Below are 17,204 nucleotides of genomic sequence, written 5' to 3'. Positions count from 1 at the left end.
GCACGTCATCCACGGTATTGATTGCCATCACCATTCGGAACGGAAGGCCTGATCGATCGCGAGAGCTGCGAAAAATGTTTCTTCTAGTCAAATGATACGGGCGCCTGAATCAGTTGGTCCGGCCGTTTGTCGGATACGCCCGCGGAGCGGGCTGGACCGCGCCGATACTCGCGGGCAACCGGTCGAATGTCAGGGCTTCGCGACGATTCGCCGGGCTCCCGGAAGATCCAGGAAAAGTGAATGGTGACGTTACCGGAAAGAAGTCGGGTCAGCCCAAGGGCGGGAGGCTGCCGGCGGACCAGATCATGCGGAACGACAGCAGGCTCGGCCGCCAGCCCCGCGGTGTGCGACGGGCTTCACCGGTGGCGAGGAGCCCGATGGTGAACGGCGCCGGGACCGCGCCGCTCACGGCCTGGCCCGCGCCGGGGAGCACATGCGTGGCGATGACGTTGGCCTTCAGTGACGCCGGCCGTCTTCGAGCTCGGTAACCACGGCGGCCGGGTTGAGATGCTGCGTCCGTTCGAACTTCGCCAGGTCGTTGCGGTGGAACTCGGCGAGTCCGCCGATACCTTCGTGCCGCCCGACCGGGAACTCGACGCGGGCATCGGTGGTGAACAGACCGCTCGCCCATTCGTCGTCGAGCTTGTCGTCGTCCAGGCTGAGCAGATACCGGTCGAGAAGGCTGCCGACCTCGGCGTTGAAGTGGCTGGTGGTCATGTCCAGAGGGTGATCTGCCGCGGCCCGGCGACCAAGCGAGTTTGTCGTGATTTGACGAGAGTTTTCATGATCCTGTTGTCCCGTAACCTCCTGGAGCGCCTGCGCGATAGGGACACCGGCGTGCTGCGCTCCGAGCCAAGCGCGACCTACGGGCCACCAGGACCACGATCAAGATCTCCGGGCACCCACCGCTCCGACACCGGCGCGAGTGCCCGGGCCCGCATCCGCGGCTACATCTCCGCAGCCCGCAACGCAAGATCGCCGCATTCCAAGCAATCCTCTCCGCCATACTCGGAAACCCCTGGACACCGCCGCAACCAGGAGCGTGAATAGTTGTTGCTCGGATCACCGGCCGAAAGAGGAGTCAATGGGGCGCTTTGACGCTGACGTAATCGTCGTGGGAGCCGGTCCGGCCGGGCTCATGCTCGCGGGGGAACTACGCGTGGCCGGCGTTTCGGTCGTCGTGGTCGACCGGTTACCCGAGCCGATGCGCCAATCACGCGCCCTGGGTTTCTCGGCGCGCACGATCGAGGAGTTCGACCAGCGTGGGTTGTTGCCGCTTTTCGGTTCGGTCGACACCATCCCGATCGGCCACTTCGGAGGTTTGCTCGTCGACTACCGGGTGGTCGAAGGAGGTTCTTTCGGAGCGCGGGGTATCCCCCAGTCGGTCACCGAACGTGTGCTGGGTAACTGGGTCGAGGACCTCGGCGGCCGGATACATCGCGGCCACGAGGTCGTCGGGCTCGACAGCGACGACGACGGGGTTGCCGTGGACGTGGCCACCCCTGAGGGCCGCAAGCGCCTGCGCGCCGCTTATGTGGCCGGCTGTGACGGCGCCTGGAGCACCGTCCGGCGGCTTGCCGGCATCGACTTTCCCGGTCGCGACGGCGACGTCGAGGTGTGGCTGGCCGATGTGACGAATTGTCGGCTACGGCCCCGTTTTGTCGGCGAGCGGGTGCCGGGCGGGATGGTCATGGTGCTGCCCGCCGGGCCCGACACCAGCCGTATCATCCTGCACGAGCACGGGAACCGGCCGCAAGGACGTCAGCAGGCGCCCAGCTTCACCGAGGTCGCCGATGCCTACCAGCGGTTGACCGGCGAGGACATTCACGCCGCCAAACCATTGTGGGTCAGCTGGTTCACCAATGCCAGCCGGCTGGCATCCCGGTACCGCGAGGGACGGGTGTTCCTCGCCGGCGACGCGGCCCATATTCACCTTCCGATCGCGGCCCAGGGGATGAGTGCGGGCGTTCAGGACGCGGTCAACCTCGGCTGGAAGCTCGCCGCCCAGGTACGCGGATACGCTCCGCCCGGTCTGCTGGACACATATCATGCGGAGCGACACCCGGTCGGAGTTCGCCTGGTGGCCAACACGCTGGCGCAGGGCATGCTCTATCTCGGCGGCGACGAGATGCAGCCGCTGCGCGACATCCTCGCCGAGCTCATGGTCTACCAGGACGTCCGGCGGCATCTCGTCGGCATGGTCAGCGGTCTGGACATCCGCTACGACGTCGGTCCGGGGGAGCACCCGCTGTTGGGCGGGCGCCTGCCGAACCGGGAGCTGGTGGTGGCGGGGGGGAAGACGACCAGCTACGAGTTCCTGCACGCGGGTCGTGGTGTCCTGCTCGACCTCGCCGATGACCCGGAACTGCGGCGCATCGCGGCGGGATGGTCCGATCGGGTCGACATTGTCACCGCGGACCTGCGCGACTGCGAAGCGCCCCTTGACGGCCTGCTGGTGCGCCCCGACGGCTACGTCGCCTGGACCACCGCGGAAGGTGCCGGCGGCGACGGCCTCACCGATGCCCTGACCCGCTGGTTCGGCGAGCCCGGCAAGAGACGCTGACCGCTGCCCGACGCCCCCAGGTTCCTGAATCTCAATGAGGAGAAAATGTCCATCCTTTCCACCGAAAACGCCCATCTGACCGTCCTCAACCTGTTTTCCACCGACTCCATGAAAAAACAGGAACAGCTGCTCCGGGCGATGCGCGAGATCGTCGACGCCGCGGCCTACCCCGGCTGGATCTCCAGCACGGTACATAGTGGAATCGGTCGTCCGGGCACCGCGAACGTCATCCTGTGGCGCAGTGGGGAAGACCTGGAGGCGAGGTACGCGGGCGAGGAGTTCAAGCACCGAACGCTGCCGCTGTTCCGCGAGATCACGACGTTCATAAAGCTGTTGCAGACCACCGTGGTGTTCACGCAGCATGGGTCCTCACCAGGCGCGGGCGTCGAGATGTCGCCGGCGAACGCGGACTACACCGTGATCGAACTGTTCGGTGTGGTGAACGAGAACCAGGACGAACTGGTCGACGTCCTGGGGCCGGGGCAGGACTGGATGTCCGAGGTGCCGGGCTACCGGGCGCACGCGGTATTGCGTGGCAAAGGGGCACGAGGGCTCGACGGTGCTTTCGCGGTCGCGTATTCGCAGTGGGACGACAAGGAATCGTATGACACGTTTCGCGCGGTGCCGGACAGCGACCAGACCGACTGCCGGCGAAAGGCAGCGGCGCGGCTGGCGTCGCTGGTGACGTTCAGCGAGAGCAACTCGTACCGGGTGCTCCACACTCGTTCGGCACCGTGATCACGGAAGAGCTGGAGGGAGTTTCCGGGCCTGGGCGATCCAGGCCGGTATGCCTGTCTGAACAGTTCGGAGCGGAACGTGGCCAAGATCCTCGTCGCGGGTGACGATGCACTCGTGCGCGCTGTTGTCGGGTCAGCGTCAAAACGGCACGGGTTTGAAATCATCCAAGCCGGGACTGCCAAGGTGTGCGACCTGGTGACGGCGGTCGATCTGGTCATCCTCGGCGTGCGGCTGCCCGATCTCGACAGCGTCGAGATCTGCCGCAGGATCCGGTACCAGAACCGGGTGCCGGTGATCGTGACCGCACTGAAGGCCTCCGACCTCGAACGGGTCATCTACCTGCGTGCGGGTGCGGACGCCTTCCTGATCCACCCGTTTCCCATGGCCGAGCTGGTCGCCCGCGCGGACACGATCCTGCGGCGGACCCGGCCGCGGACGACACCGTCTCCCGTGCTGCAGCACGGCTCTCTGCGCATCGACCCGGGGCTTCGGGAGGTGTTCGTCGACGGCCGGCTCATCTGCACTACCCGCAAGGAGTTCGACCTGCTCCTACTCCTCATGTCGCGGCCAGGGATCGTGTTCACCCGCCGGCAGATCATGCGCTCGGTGTGGGAGGACAAGTGGGCCCGCGCGACTCGCACGATCGACGTGCATATCCGGAGCCTGCGGATGAAGTTCGGGCAGGTCGCGACCATCGAGACCGTGCGAGGGGTCGGCTTCCGGATAGCCTTGGGCACAGATGATCCCGTGCCCGCCGGAGCGCGTCGGGTGCCGCTACCCCAGGTTGTGTGAACCCACTCGGGAGCCTTGATGCGAGCGCAGATCGCTTGTGACTGCCGAAGCGAAGAACTGTCCCTGATCATGCGAGGCCATGGCTGGAGCGTGGCCATGGCCGGACCCGGCCGGTCCCTGATCGACCGGGCGCCCATGGCCGATCTCGTTCTGCTCTGCCTCGAACCCTGTGCGAAAGCGGGTTTCGCGCGCGGTAGCCTTGATCGGCTCGCCGAGATCGCGGGACGCCACGACACCGCCCTGATCTCGATGTCGGACTCCGACAACGAGGATGAAAGGGTGCGGGCGCTGATGGTCGGCTGCGATGACCACCTCGTCATGCCCATGCATGCGATCGAGCTGGTCGCACGAGTGGATGCGGTGATGCGCAGGGTCACCGGTTCACCGAAGGGGGTCCGGATGGAGCTGGGGCCGCTGCGCATCGACCTGCGCACCCGCGAGGTATCGCTGCACCAGCAGACCATACCGTTGACCAGGAAGGAGTTCGACCTCCTGTGGCTGCTGGCGAACACGGATTCCGCCGTTTCCCGCGCCGAGATCGCGACACGGGTCTGGGGAGGAGACACCACGGCTTCCTCCCGCACGCTCGACACCCACGTCAACAACCTGCGCCGCAAACTGGGACGGTCGACGATCGTCACCGTGCGGGGATACGGGTTCCGTTTTCGGAAATCCTCCGGACCGCGCGGGCGGCGGAGCGCCTCCGGCTGATGAAAACGGCATTTCACCCGTCACATACCAGGGCCGGTCCGCTCGCCGGAGCCAACGGGGAGGGGGTTGATGGTGCCGAAATCGTGGGCGCGCCGAACCGGGGACACGACAGAGCCGGACCGCTGTGCGCGAAATCCTGTCCCGGGAAACGTCTCCTGTGAGGAATTCCGCCGTATCATGGGTTCGCTCGCCAGCGGGATCACCGTGGTCACCTCGATCGGCCCCGCTCTGTGTGCCCGTGGCCTGACCTGCTCCGCCGTGTGCAGTGTGTCGGCCGATCCGCCGTTGCTGCTGTCCTGCGTGAGCACCGGCAGCGGTACCCTCGACGCCTTGCGGCAACGGGGAAGTTTCGCCGTGAACATCCTGGATTCCCAGGCGCGCGGGGTATCGGAACTGTTCGCCAGCCAGGCCGAGAACAAGTGCTCCGGCGTGCGGTGGCGGCCGGGCGCGGTGACCGGCATGCCGGTCCTCGACAAAACCTTGGCGCACGCGGAATGCGTGGTGCACGACCTGATCGGCGCCGGAGACCACGTGATCGTACTCGGCCGGCTGATCGGTGGATCGGTCGACTCGAACAGGGATCCGCTGGGGTACTGGCGGGGCGGCTACGTCCGGTTTCGTGAGGATTGAACACGGAAGCGACCAGAAAGCGTATTGACCAATACCTCACAGAGAATTGACGAACGAGTGCCATCCCGGTCTTGTGGCCGCGTGAATCCAACCAAATAATGAAGACACAGGCGCCGCAATGGAGGAGCAAATGGTCGAAGCGCGCGACGACGCGGCGAAAGCCGACGAGAAGTCGATCTACGATGTGGTGATTCTCGGCTCCGGTATCGCGGGGTCGTTACTGGGTGCGATTCTGGCACGGCACGGTGTGCAGGTCCTGCTGGTGGACTCCGCGTCGCACCCCAGGTTCGCGATCGGCGAGTCCACGATCCCCTACACCCTGGTGTCGATGCGCACCCTGGCCGAACGCTACGACGTTCCGGAGATCGCCAACCTCGCCACTTTCACCGGTATTACCAGGACCATCGGCCAGCGGTTCGGCGTCAAGCGGCATTTCGGCTTCCTCCTGCACCACGAGGAAACGCCCCAGGATCCCGAGGAAGTCAACCAGTTCAACACCCCCCGGCAACTGCTGCACGAAGCCGCGCACCTGTTCCGTCAGGACACCGACTCCTACCTGTTCAACGTCGCCGTCAAATACGGTTGCGCCACCCGTCAGAACTTCCTGGTCACCGATATCGACTTCGACGGTTCAGGGGTCACGATAGCCGGCCGGAACGGCGAGTACCGTGGGCGCTATCTCGTCGACGCGAGCGGTTTCCGATCACCGGTGGCGGAGAAGTTCGGCCTCCGGGAGAACCCGTGCCGGTTCAAGCACCATTCGCGGTCGATCTGGAACCATGCGCTGAACGTCGTGCCGACCGATCGTCTGTTCAGTCACGTCCCGGCCGGGAAACGCCCGCCGGTGCCCTGGTACGAGGGAACGGTGCACCACGTTTTCGAGCATGGCTGGGCGTGGGTCATCGCGTTCGACAACAACAAGATCTCCGCGAACCCGCTGTGCAGCGTCGGCATGACGGTGGACCCGCGTCGCTACCCGAAGCCTGAGAATGCCAGCCCTGAGGAGGATTTCCACGCCCTCGCGGCACCGTTCCCCGACATCGTGCGCCAGTTCGAGGGAATGAAACCGGTCCGGGAATGGATTTCGACCGACCGGCTGCAGTATTCGTCGAAACGGACGGTGGGGGATGGCTGGCTCCTGCTGGCCCACGCGGCGGGCAACATCGATCCGCTGTTCTCCCGTGGACTGTCGAACACGACGGAGGCGATCAACGTGATCGCCTGGCGGCTGCTTCGCTCGGTCAAGGACGGCGACTTCTCGGTCGATCGGTTCGAGTATGTCGAGCGCCTCCAGCAAGGGCTTTTCGACTACAACGACACCCTTGTCAACTCGGCGTTCATCTCCTGGTGCGACTACGATCTGTGGACCGCGGTGTTCCGGATCTGGGCCTCTGGTGCGAACTCGGGGGTGCTGCGCCTGCAGCGGGCACTGAGCCGGTACCGCCGGGACGGTCGTGACCAGCATTTCCGGGACCTGGAAAACGCGCCATATCCGGGCCTGTACTGGCCGGATCACGACGGTTTCGCCGAACTGCACGAAACGATGGTGAAACAGTGCGATGCCGTCGAAGCGGGTCTGACGACGCCGCGAGAGGCGGCCGACCTGCTCTACGACCGGATCGGAGCCGCCAACTTCGTCCCGAAGCATTTCGGGTTCGCCGAACGAGACGTCCGATTCCTGCACCCGGATCCGGTCAAGTTTCTTCGGATGCTGTTCTGGGCGCGTCGGCACGGCGACCCCGAAACGTTCGACCTCATGGCCAGGAACGGGCTCGACGTGGTGAAGGCGCGGCTCAAGCGCTCGAAGCTGTTCTAGCGCGGGGAAAGGTCAAGGCCACGCCACGTTTCCGGCCGGGATGCGGACCTCGCGGAGGTGGGAGGATCGATGGACGTACCCGTTGTCGTTGTCGGAGCCGGGCCGTCGGGCCTGATGCTCGCCGGTGAGCTGGGACTGGCCGGGCTCGACGTTTTGGTCGTCGAGCGCCTGGAAACGCCCACCCGTGAGTCCCGCGGGCTGGGTTTCGCCCCGCGTACCATGGAGGTCTTCCAGCAACGTGGACTACTCGGCCGCTTCGGCGACATCGTCACCAGCAGCGCCGGGCACTTCGGGGGTCTTCCGGTCGATTTCGGGTTGCTCGACGGCGCGGAGCGTCAGGGACGTCCCGCAGTCGCGCACGGAAGCCGTGCCGGGGGAGTGGATCGCCGAGTTGGGCGTGCCGATCCGGCGCGGGTGCGCGCTCGTAGGGCTCGCCGCCGACGGCGATGAAGTGACCATCGAGGTCAGCGGTCCGGACGGCAGGGAGCAGCCGCGTTGCGCCTACCTCGTCGGTTGTGACGGCGGACGCAGCACGGTGCGCAGGCTTGCGGGGTTTGATCCCCGGCGCGGAGCCGACGATGGAGATGTTCCTCGCTGACGTCACCGGCTGCGACATGCGTCCGCGCCCCATCGGGGAGTCCGTCCCCGGCGGGATGGCCATGTCGGCACCCGTCGGAGACGTGCACGGTCGTGTGCGAGCTGGGAAACCGGCCGAAGAAGCGTTCTGGGCCACCGGACTTCGGTGAGGTGGCCGAGGCATGGAAACGGCTCACCGGCGAGGACATCAGTCCCGCGAGGTCACTGTGGACCAGCGCCTTCAGCGGCGCGTCTGGTGACCGAGTATCGGCGGGGGCGGGTGCTGCTGGCCGGCGACGCCGCGCACGTTCATCTGCCCGCTGCCCATCGCAACGCCGACCCGATGTGGATCCAGCGTCGCGAACTCGATACCGCTGCCCATCACCGCTTCTCGAGCCGCCACAATCGCCAGTTGCGCGGCGCGGTCGGTTCGCCGGATTTCCTGGGGCGCAGGCCGTGGACCCCCGGATCACAATCGATCTCCGCCGCGATGCGGGAGCGGAACGGCGACGCATCGAACAAGGTGATCGCTCGTGCCGCGGTGCGGCCGTCAGTGAGCGGGCTCCAGACGTCCTTGACGCCGATTCCGCCCGGCGCGCCGACGCCGACGCCGGTGATGGCCACACATCGCCCCGTCACGCCGACGCTTCCCAGCGGTGGAAGCGGGTCGCCATGGCGTCGGCGGGGAGCGCCAAATCTTCGGATCGTAGGCCTCGATGAAGGGTCTGAGGTCGTCACTGATCTTGATGAACCTGGGGTCGGTGCGCACCTGCGCGATGGCTTCGCCGCCGTTGTCCTCGGTGAAGTCTTGGGGGTGGAAACAGAGGCCACTTGTAGTGGAAAAGTTGGCGGCGCCTCGTCCCCATGCGGTATGGCATCTCGGATTCGTCGAAGGCGCCGAAGAGAACGGCTACCTTTTCGCTGGAATCCGGTTTCAGTCGTTCCTGGATCAGCGTGCTGTGCATTCTCCCTTACTTTCTCGGCCAGATCGCCGGAGGCGAAACGGATGCCGGGCACAAGAAACCGGTCCGCGGGCACGGCCCGGGACCGGTTCGGCATGGCCTGTACGTAGGCGAGTGAGCGTGTCGCATGTGGACCCGGAGTGTCGTCGTCTCCGGCTTCAGGACACACTACGGCCAGCGACACCAAGCGTGGCAAGGTCGGAGCCGACTGCAAAGAGTGTCCCGGTCATCTTGGCGAAGACACGGCGCTTTCAGGGAAGATCCCGCCGATTGCCGGCCAGGGCCGCTGCCATCCGGAGTGCACCTGCCTTTTGGGGAAGGGTCGAACCCTGCCCGGCCGGGCAGGGTTCGCCGAGGCGCGGACACGGCGAGACGCCCGGTCGGCGCCTACTGGGGAGATCGAGATTTTCTCGGAAACGCCGGCCGGGCCTCGCCCCACTTTTTGGAGACGAATGGATGGGTCAAAAGTGTTTACCGACGTATTGGAACCGTCGCTGGATTTCCCCGCGCGGGGCGGTACCGGCGTGCTACGGCCGGCCGGTCCGGGTCGCCGTGCCCTGGCCATGGCGCTGGACGGGCCGAGGTAACTGTCAATTCTGGTCAGCGAGCGTCAACTCTTCTCAAAGTTTCTCTTGTTTTCGCTCCTGGTGATGCAGAATGAAACGATGACCGTACTGGCGTGAGCAGGTATTCGCCTTGCTCGGTGTCGGTCCTGTGATTCTCGCGAGCGCGGGCCGGCTTGGCGGAATTTCGGCCCGAAAGGTATGTCCGAGAGGAATACGAAGTATGCCACCAGAAGTGCCCATGAACGCGGTCAAGGTGACGCCTCAGACCGTTGAGATGATGGAGTTCTACCACGGCTTGCGGATTTCACTGCTGGTCAGCGTGCTCGCCGAACTCGGAGTGGCGGACGAGGTGGCCGACGAACCGCTGCCCATCGAGGAGATCGCGATGCGGACCGGCGCCGATGCCGACAGCCTGTACCGGGCGTTGCGCGCGGTCGCGAGCAAGGGAATCTTCGCCGAGGTCGAGCCGCGAGTCTTCGGGCTCACCGAACTGGCCGAAACCCTCCGGTCGCGCGACGGTTCCCTGCGCGACCTGTTCCGCATTCAGGGCCAGCCGTTCATGCTCGACGCCTTCGCCAAGATCGGTCACACCGTGCGAACCGGGGAGCCGGCGTTCGATTATGCGCACGGCAAGGATCTGTACTCGTATCTGACGGAGCGGCCAGAAATGTCGCAGTTGTTCAACACCGCGACGTTCAACGGAACCCATCCCATGCAGCGCGAAGCGATCGGGGCCTACGACCTGTCGAAGGTCCGGCGCCTGGTTGATATCGGGGGCGGGCACGGACATCTGCTCGCCGCCCTGCTGAGCCGTTATCCGCGGATGCGTGGCGTGGTGTTCGATCAGCCCCACGTCGTGCAGGGCGCGACCGCGGTTCTCGCCGCGGCGGGTGTGGCCGACCGTGCCGAAATCGTCGGCGGAGACTATCGTTCCTCCATTCCGGCCGGCGATGCCCATGTGCTTTCCAACATCGTGCACCAGATGAGCGACGACGAGGCCGTCGCGGTGCTGCGCAACATCCGGGAGGCGATGGATCCCGATGGTCAGGTGATCTTGATCGGGCCGGTGGTTCCAGAGGGCAATGAACCGCATGCCGGAAAGTCGGTCGACACCATCATCATGACGATGACCAGGGGACGAGTCCGCCGGGCGGACGAGCTCGCGGCCTTGCTGGAGAAGGCGGGACTACGTCATTCCAGCACTGTCGCGCCGCTTGCGCCGGCCAGTGTCGTCGTCGCCGTCGCGGCCTGACCATTCCTTTCTGGAGGTTCTGAGAGATTGACCAGTTCATGAGGCGGCACCAGAAAATGCCGCTGCAGGCGATGCTGAAGAAGACTTCATGGATTTCATCGCGAATTGGGAGTACGCATGCTCAAGCGTGCCACGGCAGTGGACGAGCAGGATTTCTGGGACCCTTTCCTGGAGGTCGGCCACAGCGCGCCGGAAACCGCGCAGGGGCGTGAGGAGAGGGCCTTCGTCGAGCGGTCCCGCAACCTCACGACCGAGGTTCGCGAGTCCGTCAGCCGGGCGATCCGGCGCATGTTCCCGCGTCCCGTCGCGGTGTTGCTGGAGGCGGCGGTAACCTGGGTGAGCGGCTGCCCTCATCGTGGTCAGCAGGAGCTGGTGAAGCGCGGAAAGGTGGCGTACACACTGGAGGCGTTCGGCGGCTTCGCCGTCGCGGTCGTCCTGGCGCACCTGGCAGTGGTGACCGAACTCTGGTTCGTCCTTCCGGTCCTCTGGCTCGTGCTCGCCGGCCGGACCTGGGCGCTGTTCAACATCTTCCATCACGCGACCCACAACACCCTGTTCCGGTCAAAACGCCTGAACCGGGTGCTGGCATTCTGGATATCCATCATCTCCTTCTCGTCGTCCCTGGACTCGTATCGAAAGGAGCACATCCGAAGTCATCACACCCGGGCGATGTGCACCTACGAGGACAAGGAGGCCGTGTTCATGTCCCTCGGATTTTCGCCAGGGATGCCGAAGAGCTACTACTACCGTCGCCTCGCCTGGCTCATCCTGTCCCCTCGGACATACCTTCTGTACACCAGATACCGGCTGTGGGACTGGCAGAAGCAGGAGCCGTGGCCCCGGCGGATCGCGGTGTGGGCCTATGCCGCCGCGCTCGTCGCCGTCGCGTACCGCCTCGACCTGATGGAGTCGTTGCTGCTGTCCTACGTTGTTCCGCTTTTCGTGGTTTTCAACATCACCGGTCTGCTCGGAACTTTCAGCGAGCACCACTGGGGAACCCTGCTGGACAAGCCCGCGCGGGTCCGCTTGGTGCTCTTGCAGCAGAGCCGGTTCCTCCTGGACTCCGCGCCCGATCGCACGCTGCCCCTCCGGCGGCGTATGACCGGCTGGGCCCGGTGGTGGGGGCGGCTGCTGTTCTATCACCTGCCCGTGCGGGTGGCCGTGCTCCCAGGGGACTCGGTGCATCACGACCACCACCACCGGCACCCCCGCACGGAGACATGGACGAGTAGTACCTATGAACGATTCGATCACGTTTGCAACGGGTGCCCCGGATTCGAGAACTTCCCGCACACGCACGCGTGGTCGCTCGGCGAGGCGATCGATCGTGTGTTCACCCGGATGTCCGCCGCCCCCAGACCGGACAACGCGGAACCGTTTCCCGATTTTACGCCCGCGATAGTGCGCAGGCTCAAATTCTGGCGTAGGAGTCCCCGATGACGTGCCGCAAGCGTGTGACACTGGTGCAGCAAGGCGTGTGGGCCATGCCTCTCGAGTCGATGCCGCTGGCCATCGGGTACGTGAAAGCCGCTGTCGACGCCGACGAGGTCCTGCACGACGAGTTCGAGACGGTCATCGTCAACCTTCGCGGTGGCACGCCGGTCGGTTCCGCCATCTCCGAGATCTTTGCCGAGCAGGTCCCCGATGTCCTGGCCATCTCCGTGTTCGGCTGGAACTTCCGGGAAGCGCTCGTGATCTCCGAAACCTTCAGGCAGTTGAATCCGGGGGGGCTGGTCGTGCTCGGCGGCACACACGTCGCGAACCAGGCCGACCGGGTGTTCCGCCTGAGTCCCGAGGTCGACGTCATCGTCAACGGCGAAGGTGAGACGACGTTCCCCGAACTGTTGCACGCGCGGCTCAGGGGAACATTTCCGGAACCGGACGGGAACACCATCAAGGGCATCTCCTTCCGGCAACCCGACGGCACCGCCGTCACGACGGAGAAACGTGTCGGCACCGCGGACCTCGGATCGATCGTCTCGCCGTTTCTCAGCGGGGCCGTCCCGATGGTGAACCGAATGGGTCGGTTCCGCTACGACGTCGCGTTGATGGAGACCAACCGCGGTTGTCCGTACCACTGCGCGTTCTGCTATTGGGGTGGTGCGATCGGTCAGAAGATCAGAAGGTTCCCGCGGGAGCGCCTGGTCGCCGAGGTGGAGATGTTCGCGCACTACGAGGTGCACTCGCTCGTGCTGTGCGACGCGAACTTCGGCATGCAGGTGGCCGACGAGGAGTTCCTGGAGGACGTGATCAAAATCCGTGAGCGGACCGGTTTCCCCCGGGCGATCGAGTCGTCGTGGGCGAAGAACAAGTCGGAACTGTTTTACCGAATCGTCCGGAGGATGAAGGACGCCGGGCTGCACAGTTCGTTCACCGTGGCCCTGCAGACGCTCCACGAGGACGCGCTCCAGCTCATGAATCGCCGCAACATGAAGCTGAACGACTGGAAAAGCCTCGCCGAATGGCTGCAAGGCGAGGGGCTCGAATGCTACGCCGAGATAATCTGGGGTGCTCCAGGAGAGACCAAGGAATCGTTCCTGCGCGGTTACGACGAGCTGGCCCGCTACGTCCCGAGGATCGCGACCTACCCGCTCATGGTACTCCCGAACACCGACTATTCGGAAAGGCGGGACGTATTCGGCCTGATCACGGCCAGGGGCGAGTCGGACGACTTCGAGTACGTCCTCGCCTCGAGGTCCATGACCTTGCAGGAGAACCTGGAGATGCAGGGTTTCCTGTTATGGGCGCGCTCTGCCGCCGAGAACTCGTTCTTCCGGTTCATCTGGCGACCACTGCTGCAGTACGCCGGACTTACCCAGTCACAGGTTCTGTTCAAGCTCGCGATGTGGTTCGACGACTGTGCGGATTCCGCGGCGGAGCCCTTGAAGAAGCCGATCACGGTTGTGGAGCCGTCGGCCGTCAACTCCGCCGTACGCGCGCTGTTCCTCGACCTACGGGTCCGGGAACTGCTCGCTGAGTGGTGGGCGGAGGAGATCCGGCCGCTGATCCGGCCGGAATACCGGGAACTGGTGGACGAGGTGTTCCGGTTCGACCTGTTCACGCTGCCCATCGTCGAGGCCGCGCCCGAGGCGGCGGAGGCGAAGGACGAGAACGGGACCATGACCTACCGGAGAAGCGCGACCTTCCGGGCCGACGTGCCGGCGATCGTGGCGAGACTGAGCGCGGGACAGGAAATCGATCCGGGCGAACTGACTCTCACGACGTTCGATCTCGCCTGGCGGCTGGGTCTGGAAGACTACATCGACAACCACGAGGAAGCGCTGTTGCACATGGGCCGCGTCGAACGTTCGTATGCTACCGAGCAGGGCTCAATGCCCTCTGTGTCGTGAGCCCTCAATTCGCCATTACGTTGTAGGGTGCGGGTATGCTGGGCCCGAAGCTCGAGCCGATGGTTGTCCTCCGATGAGGAACTCAGCGTCCTGAGTCGATGGTTGCTTCGCGGAAGACGGCGCACGAAGAGCGAGAACTTCGTCGAGGAGCCTGCGGGCTGGCCAGGCGCCGTCTTCCCGCCTCCCGCGGTCTGCGCGCCGGATGGTGTGTCACCCCTGACGTTGGTGTACCTGGCGCGCCCGCGGCTCCCGATCAGGTACGGCGCCGGCAGCAGGCGCGGCAGGACCCAGGGGAATGCCCCAAGGAGTCGGCAGGTCATGCCGTCGGCGTACGGCGTCTGCCATCAACGCAAAAGGGCAGCAGGCAGGAGCCAGAAGGAAGCCATGCGCTGCCCGAAACGGCAACTGTCCGATGTGGTCTACCGCCAACTGGTCCGTGACGCCGACCGGGCGCTGGCGGCGGGCCCGGGAGGACACCCGGGGAACGAATCCATCGTTCAGCGCGGCTGATTCACACCCCGAACATCAGCTCTTCGGACAAGCCATTTCCCGGGCCCACCAGTGACCATCTTACGCCCTTTCCGAAAGATCAACTGGACACAGCGAGGCGCCGTTCGATCCACAGTCGTTCGCCCGTCCCGAGACGAGGCCGTGATGACGAAAGACGGTCGCCGCTTGATCCCTTCGGTTCGGTGTGAGCTGAAAGGTTCGTGCGGCGACCGTCTTTCGGTTGTCAAGACGCGAACCGGAATTCGCGCGAAGGTGGTCAGCAGCAACCGGTCGGCGGGTGGTTCTCCCGTCGCTGGGTTTTCCGTCGTTCGAATTCCCGCCGGGTGGGCACGGGGGTGCCGGGGTGCTGCTGCCGGTGCTGCTGGGCGAACCGTTCGTAGGCCCCGGCCCCGGAGATCTCTTTGAGGTACCAGCGGAGACCGCGTATGAGGCGGGCTCGGGCGAGTTGCGGGTGTACCGGGCTCATCGGCGACCACCGGCGAGAGTGTCTATGGTGGATTTGACGTAGGGTGCTTCGCTGGTGATCAGTGGCCGGGTGGAGCGGAGGACGCGACAGCAGACCAGCGCCGCGTTGCCGATCACCAGCGCGACCAGGACCACGAACACGGCGTTGAGTACTCCGTCCACGGTGGAGTTGACCACGATCGTGTGCATGTCGCCGGGGTTCTTGGCCGGGGACAGCACCTTTCCCGCCGCCGCGGCGTCGGCGTAGCGGGCGCGCTGGGCGAAGAACCCGATCTGCGGGTCGGCGGAGAAGATCTTCTGCCACGAGGCGGTGAAGGTGACCGCCACGTCCCAGGCCAGCGGGATGCCGGTGACCCAGGCCCAGCGCAGTTTGCCCGCCTTGATCAAACAGGTGGTCGCGACGGTGAGGGCGACCGCGGCCAGGAGCTGGTTGGCGATGCCGAACAGCGGGAAGAGCTGGTTGATGCCGCCCAGCGGATCCGTGGCGCCGGCGTAGAGGAAGTAACCCCACGCCACTACCACGGCCGCGCTGGCGAGCAGAATGCCGGGCCGCCAGTTGACCCGGCCCATCGGCTTCCAGACGTTGCCGAGCATGTCCTGGAGCATGAACCGGCCGACCCGGGTACCGGCGTCGACGGTGGTGAGGATGAACAGCGCCTCGAACATGATCGCGAAGTGGTACCAGAACGCCTTCATCGCGCCGCCGAAGACGCCGGAGAAGATCTCCGACATGCCGACGGCGAGCGTTGGCGCGCCGCCGCTTCGTGCGACGAGCGTCTGCTCGCCCACTGCCTTGGCCGCCGCGTCAAGCTCGTCCGGGCTGATGGTGAACCCGAGCTTCGACACCGCCTGCGACGCGCTGGCCACGGTGGACCCCAGCAGCCCGGACGAGGAGTTCATCGCGTAGTACAGGCCGGGGTCGAGGACGCACGCGGCGACCAGCGCCATGATCGCTACGAAGGATTCCATCAGCATCGAACCGTAACCGATCATCCGGACCTGGGATTCCTTCTGGACCAGTTTGGGCGTCGTGCCGGAGGCGACGAGGGCGTGGAAGCCGGACAGGGCGCCGCAGGCGATGGTGATGAACAGGAACGGGAACAGGCCACCGGTGACCACCGGTCCGTCACTGGAGGTGGTGAAGCGGGTGGTCGCGCCGGTCTTGAGCGTCGGCGCGGCGATCAGCACGCCGGCCGCCAGCAGGGCGATCGTCCCGACCTTCATGAAGGTGGACAGGTAGTCCCGGGGCGCGAGCAGCAGCCATACCGGCAGCACCGAGGCGACGAAGCCGTAGCCGGCGAGGCAGAACACCAGCGTCTTGGGACTCAGGGTGAACAGGCCGGCCAGGGCGGAGTGCTCGATCCAGCCACCGCCGGCGATGGCCAGCAGTAGTAGTACCACCCCGACGACGCTCGCCTCGACCACCTGGCCAGGCCGCAGGTAGCGCAGGTAGCAGCCCATGAACAACGCGATCGGGATGGTCATCGCCACCGAGAAGGTGCCCCACGGCGAGCCCGCCAGCGCCTTGACGACCACCAGCGCCAGCACCGCCAGCAGGATGATCATGATTGTGAACAGCGCGATGAGCGCGGCCACGCCGCCGACCTTGCCGATCTCGTCGCGGGCCATCTGGCCGAGGCTCTTGCCGTCCCGGCGCATCGACAGGAACAGCACGACCATGTCCTGGACCGCACCCGCGAACACGGCGCCGACCACGATCCAGATCGTGCCGGGCAGGTAGCCCAGCTGCGCCGCGAGCACGGGGCCGACGAGCGGCCCGGCCCCGGCGATGGCGGCGAAGTGGTGGCCCAGCAGGACCCGCTTGTCGGTCGGCTGGAAGTCGATGCCGTCCTCGAGCCGTTCGGCGGGGGTGGCCCGGTTGTCGTCGACCTCGAGCACGCGCCGGACGATGAAGCGCGAGTAGAACCGGTAGGCGATCGCGTAGGACCCAAGGGCCGCCACGACCAGCCAGACGGCCGAGATGTGCTCGCCTCTGGACAGCGCGATCGTCCCCCAGACAACCGCGCCCACCAGAGCGACACCGATCCAGATCAATCTCGGGGCCACACTGGTTCTTGGAATGCCTGTGTTGGACAAGGGTCGCTCCTTACCTGGCGTAACAAACGGAAAAGGACCGCTTCGGGCCCGCGGCGCTCCTTCGGTCCGCCGTTCGGTGGGTCTGACTCACAGTTGCCCGGCCCGCTGATCCGGTTGACGTCGATTTCCACGACTTTTCTTTGGCTTCGGTGTCCTCCGGTTGGCGCGCTCGGGCA

General features: G+C 65.5%; 21 protein-coding genes and 1 pseudogene. 14 read left to right on the top strand and 8 right to left on the bottom strand.

Translation table 11 applies throughout. The annotated features are described in order from the left end of the window. Positions 1–268 precede the first annotated feature (268 nt). Together VJT49_RS19200 and VJT49_RS19195 are read right to left on the bottom strand one after the other, a co-directional pair. Positions 269–433 carry a hypothetical protein gene (locus tag VJT49_RS19200; RefSeq protein ID WP_324166225.1) on the bottom strand — a complete coding sequence of 55 codons (165 nt, stop codon included), beginning with the start codon at positions 431–433 and terminating at the stop codon, positions 269–271. Between the two features lie 23 nt (positions 434–456). Continuing rightward, positions 457–717 carry a nuclear transport factor 2 family protein gene (locus VJT49_RS19195; RefSeq protein WP_324166224.1) on the bottom strand — a complete coding sequence of 87 codons (261 nt, stop codon included), beginning with the start codon at positions 715–717 and terminating at the stop codon, positions 457–459. Between the two features lie 367 nt (positions 718–1,084). Here VJT49_RS19195 and VJT49_RS19190 point away from each other — a divergent pair, with 367 nt between their 5' ends. The 10 genes and pseudogenes from VJT49_RS19190 to VJT49_RS19150 form a co-directional block, all read left to right on the top strand. Beyond that, positions 1,085–2,563: an FAD-dependent monooxygenase gene (locus tag VJT49_RS19190; protein WP_324166223.1), complete on the top strand. Its 1,479-nt coding sequence runs from the start codon at positions 1,085–1,087 to the stop codon at positions 2,561–2,563. 45 nt (positions 2,564–2,608) lie between these two features. Next, the gene (locus VJT49_RS19185) at positions 2,609–3,301 is read left to right on the top strand and encodes an antibiotic biosynthesis monooxygenase (protein WP_324166222.1); all 693 of its coding nucleotides are present in this window, start codon (positions 2,609–2,611) and stop codon (positions 3,299–3,301) included. A gap of 78 nt (positions 3,302–3,379) precedes the next feature. Further along, the gene (locus VJT49_RS19180; protein ID WP_324166221.1) at positions 3,380–4,093 is read left to right on the top strand and encodes a response regulator transcription factor; all 714 of its coding nucleotides are present in this window, start codon (positions 3,380–3,382) and stop codon (positions 4,091–4,093) included. Positions 4,094–4,111: 18 nt separating this feature from the next. Beyond that, positions 4,112–4,804, top strand: coding sequence for a response regulator transcription factor (locus VJT49_RS19175; RefSeq protein ID WP_324166220.1), 693 nt, complete (start codon positions 4,112–4,114; stop codon positions 4,802–4,804). Between the two features lie 177 nt (positions 4,805–4,981). After that, complete coding sequence (locus VJT49_RS19170) at positions 4,982–5,434, top strand: flavin reductase family protein (protein ID WP_324166219.1); 453 nt, start codon at positions 4,982–4,984, stop codon at positions 5,432–5,434. A 130-nt stretch (positions 5,435–5,564) separates the two neighbouring features. Next, entirely contained in the window at positions 5,565–7,250 is a 1,686-nt protein-coding gene (locus VJT49_RS19165) for an NAD(P)/FAD-dependent oxidoreductase (protein WP_324166218.1), read from the top strand. Between the two features lie 69 nt (positions 7,251–7,319). After that, complete coding sequence (locus VJT49_RS19160) at positions 7,320–7,700, top strand: FAD-dependent monooxygenase (protein ID WP_324166217.1); 381 nt, start codon at positions 7,320–7,322, stop codon at positions 7,698–7,700. Then, positions 7,618–7,848: an FAD-dependent monooxygenase gene (locus VJT49_RS35330; protein ID WP_414636030.1), complete on the top strand. Its 231-nt coding sequence runs from the start codon at positions 7,618–7,620 to the stop codon at positions 7,846–7,848. The genes VJT49_RS19160 and VJT49_RS35330 overlap by 83 nt, the downstream gene beginning before the upstream one ends. After that, complete coding sequence (locus VJT49_RS19155; RefSeq protein WP_324166216.1) at positions 7,796–7,996, top strand: hypothetical protein; 201 nt, start codon at positions 7,796–7,798, stop codon at positions 7,994–7,996. The genes VJT49_RS35330 and VJT49_RS19155 overlap by 53 nt, the downstream gene beginning before the upstream one ends. After that, positions 7,993–8,106 (top strand): annotated as a pseudogene (locus VJT49_RS19150) (hypothetical protein); the annotation flags it as partial. The gene VJT49_RS19155 and the pseudogene VJT49_RS19150, both read left to right, overlap by 4 nt. Here the strand turns inward: VJT49_RS19150 and VJT49_RS35325 are convergent. The 4 genes from VJT49_RS35325 to VJT49_RS19135 are packed head-to-tail and all read right to left on the bottom strand — an operon-like array spanning position 8,068 to position 8,791. Next, positions 8,068–8,229: a hypothetical protein gene (locus tag VJT49_RS35325; RefSeq protein ID WP_414636029.1), complete on the bottom strand. Its 162-nt coding sequence runs from the start codon at positions 8,227–8,229 to the stop codon at positions 8,068–8,070. The pseudogene VJT49_RS19150 and the gene VJT49_RS35325 overlap by 39 nt on opposite strands. Next, positions 8,208–8,450: a beta-ketoacyl synthase N-terminal-like domain-containing protein gene (locus VJT49_RS19145; RefSeq protein WP_414636028.1), complete on the bottom strand. Its 243-nt coding sequence runs from the start codon at positions 8,448–8,450 to the stop codon at positions 8,208–8,210. Before VJT49_RS19145 ends, VJT49_RS35325 begins: the two co-directional genes overlap by 22 nt. Next, positions 8,377–8,604, bottom strand: coding sequence for a TcmI family type II polyketide cyclase (locus VJT49_RS19140; RefSeq protein WP_324166226.1), 228 nt, complete (start codon positions 8,602–8,604; stop codon positions 8,377–8,379). The genes VJT49_RS19145 and VJT49_RS19140 overlap by 74 nt, the downstream gene beginning before the upstream one ends. Then, positions 8,561–8,791 (bottom strand): TcmI family type II polyketide cyclase, encoded by a 231-nt coding sequence (locus tag VJT49_RS19135; RefSeq protein WP_324166215.1) that lies wholly within the window; start codon positions 8,789–8,791, stop codon positions 8,561–8,563. Before VJT49_RS19135 ends, VJT49_RS19140 begins: the two co-directional genes overlap by 44 nt. Before the next feature lie 801 nt (positions 8,792–9,592). On the opposite strand from VJT49_RS19135, the gene VJT49_RS19130 reads away from it, so the two are divergent. The 4 genes from VJT49_RS19130 to VJT49_RS19115 all read left to right on the top strand — a co-directional run bounded on the left by VJT49_RS19130 (position 9,593) and on the right by VJT49_RS19115 (position 14,466). Continuing rightward, entirely contained in the window at positions 9,593–10,606 is a 1,014-nt protein-coding gene (locus tag VJT49_RS19130; RefSeq protein WP_324166214.1) for a methyltransferase, read from the top strand. Positions 10,607–10,723: 117 nt separating this feature from the next. Then, positions 10,724–12,046 carry a fatty acid desaturase gene (locus tag VJT49_RS19125; RefSeq protein ID WP_324166213.1) on the top strand — a complete coding sequence of 441 codons (1,323 nt, stop codon included), beginning with the start codon at positions 10,724–10,726 and terminating at the stop codon, positions 12,044–12,046. Further along, complete coding sequence (locus tag VJT49_RS19120) at positions 12,043–13,956, top strand: KedN5 family methylcobalamin-dependent radical SAM C-methyltransferase (protein ID WP_324166212.1); 1,914 nt, start codon at positions 12,043–12,045, stop codon at positions 13,954–13,956. Before VJT49_RS19125 ends, VJT49_RS19120 begins: the two co-directional genes overlap by 4 nt. Positions 13,957–14,274: 318 nt before the next feature. Further along, a complete protein-coding gene (locus VJT49_RS19115) occupies positions 14,275–14,466 on the top strand; it encodes a hypothetical protein (protein WP_324166211.1) in 192 nt (63 codons plus the stop codon). 256 nt (positions 14,467–14,722) lie between these two features. Here VJT49_RS19115 and VJT49_RS19110 read toward each other — a convergent pair whose 3' ends face one another. Both VJT49_RS19110 and VJT49_RS19105 read right to left on the bottom strand, forming a co-directional pair. After that, positions 14,723–14,932, bottom strand: a complete 210-nt coding sequence (locus VJT49_RS19110) for a YbdD/YjiX family protein (protein ID WP_324166210.1) — start codon at positions 14,930–14,932, stop codon at positions 14,723–14,725. Further along, positions 14,929–16,962 (bottom strand): carbon starvation CstA family protein, encoded by a 2,034-nt coding sequence (locus tag VJT49_RS19105; RefSeq protein ID WP_324166209.1) that lies wholly within the window; start codon positions 16,960–16,962, stop codon positions 14,929–14,931. Before VJT49_RS19105 ends, VJT49_RS19110 begins: the two co-directional genes overlap by 4 nt. Positions 16,963–17,204: the final 242 nt, after the last annotated feature.

The organism is Amycolatopsis sp. (assembly GCF_035276945.1).
In the GTDB taxonomy this organism is placed as follows: domain Bacteria; phylum Actinomycetota; class Actinomycetes; order Mycobacteriales; family Pseudonocardiaceae; genus Amycolatopsis_E.
Note: the sequence above shows the minus strand (reverse complement) of the source record. Positions and strands in the feature narration are given on the sequence as shown.

What these genes read in the sequence shown, in the direction of transcription:
- VJT49_RS19195 (WP_324166224.1), bottom strand. Translation starts at nt 717, where the DNA reads ATGACCACCAGCCACTTCAACGCCGAGGTCGGCAGCCTTCTCGACCGG.
- VJT49_RS19190 (WP_324166223.1), top strand. Translation starts at nt 1,085, where the DNA reads ATGGGGCGCTTTGACGCTGACGTAATCGTCGTGGGAGCCGGTCCGGCC.
- VJT49_RS19185 (WP_324166222.1), top strand. Translation starts at nt 2,609, where the DNA reads ATGTCCATCCTTTCCACCGAAAACGCCCATCTGACCGTCCTCAACCTG.
- VJT49_RS19175 (WP_324166220.1), top strand. Translation starts at nt 4,112, where the DNA reads ATGCGAGCGCAGATCGCTTGTGACTGCCGAAGCGAAGAACTGTCCCTG.
- VJT49_RS19170 (WP_324166219.1), top strand. Translation starts at nt 4,982, where the DNA reads ATGGGTTCGCTCGCCAGCGGGATCACCGTGGTCACCTCGATCGGCCCC.
- VJT49_RS19165 (WP_324166218.1), top strand. Translation starts at nt 5,565, where the DNA reads ATGGTCGAAGCGCGCGACGACGCGGCGAAAGCCGACGAGAAGTCGATC.
- VJT49_RS19160 (WP_324166217.1), top strand. Translation starts at nt 7,320, where the DNA reads ATGGACGTACCCGTTGTCGTTGTCGGAGCCGGGCCGTCGGGCCTGATG.
- VJT49_RS19135 (WP_324166215.1), bottom strand. Translation starts at nt 8,791, where the DNA reads ATGCACAGCACGCTGATCCAGGAACGACTGAAACCGGATTCCAGCGAA.
- VJT49_RS19130 (WP_324166214.1), top strand. Translation starts at nt 9,593, where the DNA reads ATGAACGCGGTCAAGGTGACGCCTCAGACCGTTGAGATGATGGAGTTC.
- VJT49_RS19125 (WP_324166213.1), top strand. Translation starts at nt 10,724, where the DNA reads ATGCTCAAGCGTGCCACGGCAGTGGACGAGCAGGATTTCTGGGACCCT.
- VJT49_RS19120 (WP_324166212.1), top strand. Translation starts at nt 12,043, where the DNA reads ATGACGTGCCGCAAGCGTGTGACACTGGTGCAGCAAGGCGTGTGGGCC.
- VJT49_RS19115 (WP_324166211.1), top strand. Translation starts at nt 14,275, where the DNA reads ATGCCGTCGGCGTACGGCGTCTGCCATCAACGCAAAAGGGCAGCAGGC.
- VJT49_RS19110 (WP_324166210.1), bottom strand. Translation starts at nt 14,932, where the DNA reads ATGAGCCCGGTACACCCGCAACTCGCCCGAGCCCGCCTCATACGCGGT.